10 protein-coding genes are annotated in these 9,673 nt (G+C 73.5%); 5 read left to right on the forward strand and 5 right to left on the reverse strand.

Annotated features, from left to right (window positions below):
• Nucleotides 1-52: 52 nt before the first annotated feature.
• From ACRYR2_RS15745 to solA, 5 genes are read right to left on the reverse strand one after another with little or no spacing between them, the layout of a single operon-like run.
• The gene (locus ACRYR2_RS15745) at nucleotides 53-1,789 is read right to left on the reverse strand and encodes a DNA polymerase (RefSeq protein WP_432563827.1); all 1,737 of its coding nucleotides are present in this window, start codon (nucleotides 1,787-1,789) and stop codon (nucleotides 53-55) included.
• A gap of 46 nt (nucleotides 1,790-1,835) precedes the next feature.
• Nucleotides 1,836-2,609, reverse strand: a complete 774-nt coding sequence (locus ACRYR2_RS15750) for an amino acid ABC transporter ATP-binding protein (protein ID WP_432563828.1) — start codon at nucleotides 2,607-2,609, stop codon at nucleotides 1,836-1,838.
• A complete protein-coding gene (locus ACRYR2_RS15755; protein ID WP_432563843.1) occupies nucleotides 2,606-3,352 on the reverse strand; it encodes an amino acid ABC transporter permease in 747 nt (248 codons plus the stop codon). The genes ACRYR2_RS15750 and ACRYR2_RS15755 overlap by 4 nt, the downstream gene beginning before the upstream one ends.
• 51 nt (nucleotides 3,353-3,403) lie before the next feature.
• A complete protein-coding gene (locus ACRYR2_RS15760) occupies nucleotides 3,404-4,204 on the reverse strand; it encodes an ABC transporter substrate-binding protein (protein ID WP_432563829.1) in 801 nt (266 codons plus the stop codon).
• Between the two features lie 29 nt (nucleotides 4,205-4,233).
• Entirely contained in the window at nucleotides 4,234-5,418 is a 1,185-nt protein-coding gene (solA, locus tag ACRYR2_RS15765) for an N-methyl-L-tryptophan oxidase (protein WP_432563830.1), read from the reverse strand.
• Nucleotides 5,419-5,602: 184 nt separating this feature from the next.
• Between solA and ACRYR2_RS15770 the strand changes: the two genes are divergently transcribed.
• The 5 genes from ACRYR2_RS15770 to ACRYR2_RS15790 all read left to right on the forward strand — a co-directional run bounded on the left by ACRYR2_RS15770 (nucleotide 5,603) and on the right by ACRYR2_RS15790 (nucleotide 9,547).
• The gene (locus ACRYR2_RS15770; RefSeq protein ID WP_432563831.1) at nucleotides 5,603-6,529 is read left to right on the forward strand and encodes a LysR family transcriptional regulator; all 927 of its coding nucleotides are present in this window, start codon (nucleotides 5,603-5,605) and stop codon (nucleotides 6,527-6,529) included.
• 321 nt (nucleotides 6,530-6,850) lie between these two features.
• The gene (locus ACRYR2_RS15775) at nucleotides 6,851-7,642 is read left to right on the forward strand and encodes an alpha/beta fold hydrolase (protein ID WP_432563832.1); all 792 of its coding nucleotides are present in this window, start codon (nucleotides 6,851-6,853) and stop codon (nucleotides 7,640-7,642) included.
• A gap of 21 nt (nucleotides 7,643-7,663) precedes the next feature.
• Nucleotides 7,664-8,350, forward strand: coding sequence for an O-methyltransferase (locus ACRYR2_RS15780; protein ID WP_432563833.1), 687 nt, complete (start codon nucleotides 7,664-7,666; stop codon nucleotides 8,348-8,350).
• A gap of 50 nt (nucleotides 8,351-8,400) precedes the next feature.
• The gene (locus ACRYR2_RS15785) at nucleotides 8,401-8,607 is read left to right on the forward strand and encodes a hypothetical protein (protein WP_432563834.1); all 207 of its coding nucleotides are present in this window, start codon (nucleotides 8,401-8,403) and stop codon (nucleotides 8,605-8,607) included.
• A 76-nt stretch (nucleotides 8,608-8,683) separates the two neighbouring features.
• Nucleotides 8,684-9,547, forward strand: a complete 864-nt coding sequence (locus ACRYR2_RS15790) for an aldo/keto reductase (protein WP_432563835.1) — start codon at nucleotides 8,684-8,686, stop codon at nucleotides 9,545-9,547.
• Nucleotides 9,548-9,673: the final 126 nt, after the last annotated feature.

Genomic DNA, 9,673 nt, shown 5'->3' on the forward strand with positions numbered 1-9,673 from the left:
GCGCGCCGAACCCCGCACCGCAACGGCGGCCCCGGACACCGCGGCCGGGCGGCTACTTCACCTCCGACCACCGCCGCACGACGCTGACCTCGGCCACGAAACGCACCCCGGAACCCGCCGCCCACCGGTTCGCCGTCTGGTCCAGCGCGCCGCCGAGGAGTTCCGCCGCACGGTCCGCGTCCCCTTCGGGAACGTGCAGCAGCAGTTCGTCGTGCAGGCACAGCACGATCCGCCCCGACGTCCCGGCCAGCCCCGCGCGCACGGTCGCGGCCCACGCCTTGAACAGTTCCGCGGCCGCGCCCTGCACGACGGCGTTGCGGGCGAACCTCCCGCGGGCGGCGGTCGCGGCCCCCGGTTCGGCGGGGGCCAGGTCGGAGATGCGGACCAGTCGCCCGCCGTACGTCCGCACGTCGCGGCCCTCGCGGCCGGCCTCCTCGGCCGCGCGCAGGTACGCCAGCGCGCGGGGGTAGGCACGTTCCATGCGCCGCAACGCCTCTCCCGCGGCACCCGACGTCTGGCCGTACATCGCGGCCAGCACGGCGATCTTCGCCGTCGGCCGGTCGGCGCCCAGCGCCGCGGCGACGGGGGCGTAGAGGTCGTCCTCGCGCGTCGCGGCCACCAGACCAGGGTCGCCGGACACGGCGGCCAGCACGCGCGGTTCCACCTGCCCGAGGTCGGCGCGGACGAGCCCGCAGCCCGGCTCGGCGGCCACGGCGGGGCGCAGTTCGGCCGGGAGGTTGTGCAGCCCGGCCTGGGCGGTCATCCGGCCCGCCGCCGCGTCGGCCGACGACCACGCCCCGCGCAACCGCCCGTCGGCCCCCACGTGCTCGTCGATCCAGCGGTACCCGTAGGTGGTGTCCAGGCGTTCGGCCTTGCGCCACAGCAGGAGGGCCGCGATCGCGGGGTGGGCCTCGCGCAACCGCTCGAGGCGGTGCGCACGGGTGTCGGGCAGGTCGAAACCCAGCCCGCGCAACGCCGAGAGCACCTGTGCGGGGTTGCGCAGGTCCACCGGCCCCAGGAGGTCGCGGACCGGGGCGTCGCGCGCGGAACGCGACCGCAGTTCCTCCGCCGGTGAGGTCGGCCGCGGGCCGACGGCCGCCGCGACGATCTGCTCGGCCGTGGTGCGGTCCAGCGGCAACCCCGTGCGGGACAGCTCGACGGCCAGCAGCGCGGCGGCGGACTCGGCGAAACCCGTCTGCACCGGCAGCGGCGGACCGGACGCCGTGGCGCGGCGGTCGGGCAGTTCGGCGAGCCGGCGGGACTGCGCGGCCGCGGCCACCAGGGCGAGTCCGGCCCAGCGCGCGGCGCGGTCGAGGCGCTCGGGTTCCTCGACGTCGAAGGCGCGCCCGTCCGCCCACGTCGGGGCGAGCTGCCCCGCGTCGGTGACGGGTTCGTCGGCGGTCGCGGCCCCGTCCAGGTCGAGCAGCCCGGTGCCGTGGGAGGCGGCCGGCCGGCGCGAGGGCGGCGGGGGAGCGGTCCGTCCGTGGGCTCCGGCCCACACCGCGGCCGGGTCCTCGCGCCAGCCTCCCTCGAGGACGCGGTGGACCGCGGCGAGGTCGTGGCAGCGCGCCAGGTGCACGGGGCCGAGGGTCCCCACGGTGGCGGCCGCCGACCACCACACCCAGCGGGGAGCGAACTCTCGCTCCAGAGCAGCGAGGACTTCGGCCGGCTCGGCGGACGGGACGGCCCAGCGGTGACCGGGGACGGCCAGACCGAGACCACCGGGGACGACGACCAGCCCCAGTTCGGGCACCTCGCCCACGGCCCGGATCTCGTCGCGCACGTCCATCCCGCCAGTGTCCCCGTCGCCTGCGACACCGGGGAGGGGTGGCTCCTCAGAGCACCTGGGACAGGAAGCTCTGCAGCCGCTGGGTGCGTGGGTCCCCGAACAGCTCGGCGGGCGGGGCGTGCTCGACGACCAGCCCGCGGTCCATGAACACCACCTCGTCGGCCACCTCTCGGGCGAACCCCATCTCGTGGGTGACCACGAGCATGGTCATGCCTCGCTCGGCGAGCCCGCGCATGAGGGCCAGGACACCCTTGACCAGCTCGGGGTCGAGGGCGGAGGTCGCCTCGTCGAACAGCATCACCTCGGGTTCCATGGCCAGCGCTCGGGCGATCGCGACGCGCTGCTGCTGGCCACCGGAGAGGTTGGCAGGGCGGTGCCCGGCCTTGCCGGCCAGGCCGACCTCGGTGAGCCGCTCCATCGCGATCTGCTCGGCCTGCGCGGCGGGCAGCCCGCGGACGGTCCGCAAGGGCAGGACGATGTTGCCGAGCACCGTCTTGTGGGGGAACAGGTTGAAGTGCTGGAACACCGTCCCGACCCGGCGGCGCAGGACGTCCGGGCTCGTCTCGAGCATGCTGCGGCCGCCGAGCAGGACGTCGCCGGAGGTGGGTTCCTCGAGCCGGTTCACGCAGTGCAGCAGGGTCGACTTGCCCGAGCCCGAGGGGCCGATGACGCAGGCGGTGCGGCCGGCCTCGATGGTGAGGGAGACGCCGCGCAGCACCTGGTGGTCGCCGAAGGTCTTGGTCAGGTCCCGCACCTGCAGGCTGGAGGCGTGGGTGGCGTCGATCTCGGGGATCGCGCTGGTGGTGGGTTGGGTGGTCATCGGCCCGCTCTTTCCGCGATGAGGCGGTCGCTGCGTTCGATCTCGGCGGCCCGCGCCTCGGCTTCGGGGTCCAGGACGGCTGCGACGCGTCCACCGTTCCGCAGCCGGTGGTCGGTCCAGTTGACCAGGTAGGTCAACGGGACGGTGATGAGGAGGTAGCACAGGCCGACGGCGACCAGTGGGGACAGGTTCCCCGAGGTGACGGCGGCGTCCTGGCCGACGCGGAACAGCTCCCGCTGGGAGGTGAGCAGGCCCAGGAAGTAGACCAGCGAGGAGTCCTTGACGATGGCGATGAACTGGTTCACCAGCGCGGGCAGCACCCGGCGGACGCCCTGCGGTACGACGACCAGTCGCATGGCCGAGGCGTACGACATGCCGAGCGCGCGGCAGGCCTTCAGCTGTCCGGCGTCGATGCTCTGGATGCCGGAACGGAAGATCTCGCCGATGTAGGCGGACGAGATCAGGCTGAGCGCCAGGATTCCCAGCGGGTAGGGGTTGCCGCGGAACCACTGCGAGGTCAGCGGGGCCAGTCCCTGCCCGATGAGCAGGATGGTCAGGATGGCCGGCAGGCCGCGGAAGACGTCGGTGTAGACGCGGGCGGGCACCCGCAGCCAGGCGCTGCGGGACACCCCCATGACGGCCAGCAGCATGCCCAGGACGATGCCGATGACGGTGGCCGCCAGCGCCAGGACGAGGGTGTTCCGCAGGCCGTAGGCGAGGATGTCGGGCACGACGGCCCACATGGCCTCGGTGTCGAAGAAGCTGCGCAGGATGTTGTCGAGCACGGCGCCTCCTCAGCTCGTCGGCTGGAACTGGTCCGGAACCGGCTGGTCGGGGAAGTACCGCTTCTCGATCTCCAGCCAGCTCCCGTCGGCGATCATCGCGGCGATCTGCTCGTTGAGGCCGTCCAGCAGCGCGCTGTTCTCCTTCTTGACGGCCATCGCGACGGGGAAGTCGGGCACCGGGATCTCCATCGCGACGTGCAGGGCGCCGTCGGAACCGGTGACGTAGTCCTGGGCCGGCGGCAGGTCGAGGAAGTGGGCGTCCACGGTTCCAGCCGTCAGGGCCGAGATGGCGGAGTTGTTGTCCGGGAACCGGACGATCTCGGCGTCGGGGAAGTTCTCCTGAGCGTAGTCGTCCTGGATGGTGCCCTGCACGAGGCCGAGCCGCTTGCCGGCCAGCGACGCCCCGTCCTGCGTGATGCCGGTGTCCGCTGTGGTCACGATGCCGAGGTAGCCGATGAAGTAGACGTCCGTGAAGTCCACCGTCTTCTTCCGTTCGGCCGTGGCGCTGATCGAGGCGACGCCGACGTCGACCTGCCCGTTGGCGACGGCAGGCAGGATGGCGGAGAAGTCCTGCGCGACGAACTCCGGCGTGAGGTCCATCCGGGAGGCGGCCTCCTCGAGGATCTCCACGTCGAAACCGGTGTACTCGCCGTTCTCGGCGTAGGCGTACGGCTTGGTGTCGCTGGTGGTCCCGACCCGGATCACCCCCTCTTGCAGGGTGCCCGAGGCGTTGGCCTCGGCGCTTCCGCAGCCGGCCAGGGCGACCACGGCGGTGGCGGAGGTGAGCAGCAGCAGGCTCCTGCGGCGCATGGGGTTCACGGTGGTCCTTCCGGTGGGGGTCATCGACGGGCCAGCAGGGACGGGCGGTCGGTGAAGGTGCGGTCGGGATGGGCGAAGCTCATGTCGCTCACGGGGTCCTCGCCCACGGCCATGCGGGCCAGGGCGTCACCGATGCCGGTGGCGTGCTTGAACCCGTGGCCGCTGCACCCTCCGCCGACGAGCAGCCGCGGATCACCTCCCGGGCGGCCGATGAGGAACTGCTGGTCGGGGCTGTTCGTGGTCATGCAGCTGATGACCGACTCCGGCTGCGGGTCCAGGCCGGGAAACGTGCGGGCCACGAGACCGGAGACCTCGGCGACGTCGCGTTCCCAGGAGATCGCGCGGTCGACGCTGTCCGGGTCGCAGTCGGTGAAGTTGCGACCGACGTCCTGCATGCCGATCTTCACGCCGTGGCCCAGAGTGGCGCCGTGGCCCCAGATGGCCATGCTGTCGTCGAGTTCGCGGATGAACGCGGGCAGGTTCGGGGTGTCGAAGGCGGGGTCGGGTGCAGGCGGCCGGAACCACAGCATCGGGGTCCGGCGGGCCTGCAACGGCAGTTCCGGAACCAGCTTGGACAGCCAGGCACCCGCGGTGACGACGACCTGCCGCACCCGCCAGGTCGTCGCGGCCGAGTGCAGGACGACCCCGCCGGGAACCAGTTCGACCTGCAGGACGCGGGTGTCGGCGTAGACGCGGGCGCCGAGGGAGCGGGCGGCGGACACCGCTGCCCGGACACCGTCCTCGGGACGGGCGACGCCGGCGTCCGGGTCCCAGACGCCGACGTGCGTGGGGTCGACGTCGGCGAACTGCGGGAACCGTTCCTCGATCTCGGCCAGTGACATCTCGTGGGCGTCCAGGCCGTGGGCCGACGCCGCCTCGAGCGTCCCGGCGATCACCGAACCGTCCTTCGGGCCGATCATGACCGCCCCGACCTGGTCGAGCAGGCCGGTGCCGCTGACGCCCTCCAGTTCCCGCCACAGTTCCCGGGAGCGCTGGGCCAGTGGGACCAGGGAGGGGTGCTCGAGGCAGGCGACCCGGAACAACCGGGTCGCGCCGTGGGTCGAGCCCATCTCGTGCCCGATGCCGAAACGCTCGATGCCGATGGCGTCGACACCGCGCGCGGCCAGCCGCCACAGCGCCGACGATCCCCACGCCCCCAGGCCGACGACGGCCACGTCCGCGTCGAACGCGCTCGTGCTGCTCACTGGACCTCCAGAACCGCTCTGCGGCCGTGTTCGTCGATCACCGAAACACGCCCGAAACATGGTCGAAACATCTGCGGTGCAGCGACTTCCGCAATCACCGAGTAGTCATTGGTAACCCACCGGGCGTGGTGGGCACCAACACCGAAGAGGCCCCCAGCTCATACTTCCACGATATGTTGCACGGATGGAATCGCGGGAGCTGCGCCACTTCGTGGCCGTCGCCGAGGAGCTCAGCTTCACGCGGGCGGCGGCACGGCTGGGGATGGCCCAGCCCCCGCTGAGCCAGTCGGTGGCGCGTTTCGAGCGCCGTCTCGGGACCCAGTTGTTCGTCCGCGGCCCGCGCCGGAACCCCTCGCTCACGGCCGCCGGGCGGGTGCTGCTGCGGGAGGGGCGGCGGATCCTGGAGGCGCTGGAGGAGGCCGAGCACCTGGTCCGTTCGCTGGAGCAGGACGTCGAACCGTTGCGCGTGGGCTGCATCCCCTCGGTCATGTCCGGCGTCATGCCGCAGGTGGTCCCGCAGTTCCAGGCCGAGCGGTCGCGCGGTGGGATCTACCTCTACGAGATCGAGGAGGTGCAACTGCTCGACGACGTCCGGGCCGGAGTCGTCGACGTCGGGATCTGCCGGCTGCGGGAGGAGGAGCAGGGCCTCGACGTCGAAGTCCTGCTCATGGAACCGCTCGTCTGCGCGTTGCCGCAGGCGCACCCCTTGACGCGGCTGGACGCCGTACCGCTGGCCGAACTGGCCGGCGAGGAATTCGTCATCTTCCGTCGCGACGACGCGCCCCGTGCCTACGACGCGATCGTCGCGGCGTGCCACTTCGCGGGATTTTCGCCCCGGACGTCCCTGCGCGGCGTCCACGACCTGTCGGAACTGGCGATCATCGCGTGCGGCCTCGCGGTCGCCCTCATGCCGCGCTGCAGCACTGTGGTGTCGATGGACGGCGTGGTGTACCGGCCGCTGGTGGAGGAGTTCGCGGTGACCCCGTTGGCGCTGGTGCGACCGGCTGGTGCCCGGTCGGCCGTGGTCGACGAGTTCGCGGGCCTGGTCCGCGAGGCGCTGGGCGTGGCGCACGGCCGGTCGGGGACGGCCCGTTCCGGCCGGTCGTCGTAGGGCCGGGCCGGGTCGCGCCGACGCCATCGCACGCGGACCGTGCCTCGACGGCGCCCAGCCGGCGGTCGAGTCCGTGCACGTGGCTTCCGGTCACCGTCCCGGCCCGGGTGCAGGTGCGGAGGACCCGCGCGCTGACGTCGGTGACCAGCAGCTCCGGCCCGCAGCGGATCGAGACGGCGACCCGGCCGAGCTCGTCGACCGGGCACGGTGTCAGGACGACGTGGGCGCCGGTCGTGGCGAGGTGCTCGGCGGCGGAGCAGCCGGTGCCGCGGTCGTCGGGCCGCTGCGATGAGTTGGTGCCCCGGAGGGGGTCTGCCGGTCGTGGGGACACTGACGACGACCGAGTACGTCCTCTCCGGGGACGGGACCCGCATCGCCTACGACCGCCGGGGCGCCGGGGCGGTGCTGGTGCTGGTGGACGGGGCGATGAGCGAGCGGCGCACGGGGGCGATGCGCCCGCTGGCCACGCACCTGGCGGCCGCCTTCACGGTCGTGACCTACGACCGGCGCGGGCGCGGTGAGAGCACCGACGCCACCGGGCCGGTGCGGGACTACCGCGTGGAGCGGGAACTCGACGACCTGGCGCGGCTCATCGACGCCGTCGGCGGAGACGAGGTCGTGGCCGTGCACGGCGCCTCGACGGGCGCGCTGCTGGCCGTGCACGCCGTCGCCGCCGGCCTGCCGGTGCGGTCGATCTCGCTGTTCGAGCCACCGTTCGGGGCGTGCGCGACCCTCGGCGAGGGTTTCGCCGACCGGCTGGTGCGGTTGCTGGAGACCGGGCGGCGGGCCGAGGTCGTGACGACGTTCCAGCGGGCGGTGGGGATCCCCGAGGCCATCGTCGCCGCCGGCGGCGGGGTGCAGTTCGCGCCGTGCGCGCAGACCATCGTCTACGACTGCCGCATCTGCTCGGCGCTGACGATCGACGTCGTGCGGCGGGTGTGCGCGCCCGCCCTCGTCGTGGGCTCGCGTGCGACGAGCGGGCGGCTGGCGGCGTGGACCCGCGACGTCGTCGAGGCGTTGCCCTGCCCGCAGCACGTCACGCTGCCCGGCGTCTGGCACGGCGTGCCGGACGACGAGCTCGCGGCCGTGCTCACCTCCTTCCACCGGCGGTGAACCCGGTGGCAGAGTGCGGCCATGCGTACTGCCGCCGGTGAGCGCCTGCTGTCCCCCGCCTGGGCCGAGGTCGACGACTACCTCGCCCACACGCTGCTGCCGGAGGACGAGACGCTGGAGACCGTCCTCGACGAGAACCAGGCCGCGGGGTTGCCGGCCATCGACGTCTCGCCGCTGCAGGGTGGGCTGCTCTCGCTGCTGGTGCGTCTGAGCGGGGCCCGCACCGTGCTCGAGATCGGCACCCTCGGCGGCTACAGCACCATCCACCTGGCCCGGGCCCTGCCCGCGGGCGGCAGGGTCGTGAGCCTGGAGTTCGACCCCCGGCACGCCGAGGTGGCCCGTCGCAACGTCGAACGCGCCGGCTTCGCCGACGTGGTGGACATCCGGGTGGGGGCCGCGCTGGACACCCTGCCCGTGCTCCAGGCCGAGGGGGCCGGGCCGTTCGACCTGGTGTTCATCGACGCCGACAAGCCGAACAACCCGCACTACCTGGAATGGGCGCTGCGACTCACCCGTTCCGGCAGCCTCATCGTCGGCGACAACGTCGTGCGCGCCGGCCGCGTGGCGCAGGACGGCTCCGACCCGGCCATCGCCGGCACCCGCGCCTTCCTCACCGCGCTGGGGGAGGACCCCCGGCTGGAGGTCACGGCGCTGCAGACCGTCGGGTCCAAGGGCTGGGACGGGTTCGCCCTGGCCCTGGTCCGCTGATCAGCCGGCTGACCGGTCGGTGGGCCCTTCCGGGTCGTAGCGTGGGGGCCGTGGACAGGAAGAGGGTGGCCGCAGTGCACGAACGCCTCGGCCGGGCCGAGCACGGCGTCGAGGAGCGGATGCTGCACGCCGCTCACGACGTCGCCGAGCCGGAGGCCATGAGGGAGCGGGCGCACGAGATCTCCGAGGCCGCCGACCGCCACCTGCTGAAGGCCGCCCAGCTCGAGGGCGAGGAGCGCGAGGAGCAGCGGGACTGACGCGGGATCGCGCGCCGCCGCCGACGGACCTAGCGTGCAGGGGCAAGGACTCGCCACAGACCGGAGGAGGACTCCCGTGCCCGTGTCCGCCAGCGGAACCGTCGACCTCGGCGGCAAGACCGTCCACCGCCTCGGCTACGGCGCCATGCGCCTGACCGGCCCGGGGATCTGGGGCCCGCCCCGGGACCACGACGAGGCCGTCCGGGTGCTGCGCCGCTCGGTGGAACTCGGCGTCACCTTCATCGACACGGCCGACTCCTACGGCCCCTTCGTCTCCGAGGACCTCATCAGGGAGGCCCTGCACGACGGCAGCGGCTACGGCGACGTCGTCATCGCCACCAAGGGCGGGCTGACCCGTTCCGGCCCCGACGTCTGGCCGCCGCTGGGCCGGCCGGAGTACCTGCGGCAGTGCATCCTCATGTCGTTGCGCCGGCTCGGCCTCGAGCGCATCGACCTGTGGCAGCTGCACCGCATCGACGCGAAGGTCCCGCGCGAGGAGCAGTTCGGCGAGGTCAAGGCGTTCGTCGACGAGGGCCTGGCCCTGCAGGTCGGGCTGTCCGAGGTCGACGTCGAGGACGTGCGGGCCGCGCAGGCCGCGGGACTGACGGTGGCCTCGGTCCAGAACCGCTACAACCTCGGCGACCGCCGCGCCGAGGAACTCCTGCAGTTCTGCGAGCAGGAGGGCATCGCCTTCATCCCGTGGGCGCCCGTGGACGCCGGGACGCTGGCTCGTCCCGGCGGCCCGCTCGACGAGATCGCGAAGAACCACCCGGGGACCAGCACGTCCCAGCTGGCGCTGGCGTGGTTGCTGCGGCGGTCCCCGGTCATCGTGCCGATCCCCGGCACCTCGACCGTGGCGCACCTGGAGGAGAACCTCGCCGCCGCCGACGTCGAACTCACCGACGAGGAGTTCGACACCCTCTCCGGCGCCGGGAACTGACCCGGGGGGGGGGGGGGGGGGGGGGGGGGGGGGGGGGGGGGGGGGGGGGGGGGGGGGGGGGGGGGGGGGGGGGGGGGGGGGGGGGGGGGGGGGGGGGGGGGGGGGGGGGGGGGGGGGGGGGGGGGG

This window comes from Kineococcus deserti, from assembly GCF_050871945.1.
Classification (GTDB): Bacteria; Actinomycetota; Actinomycetes; order Actinomycetales; family Kineococcaceae; genus Kineococcus.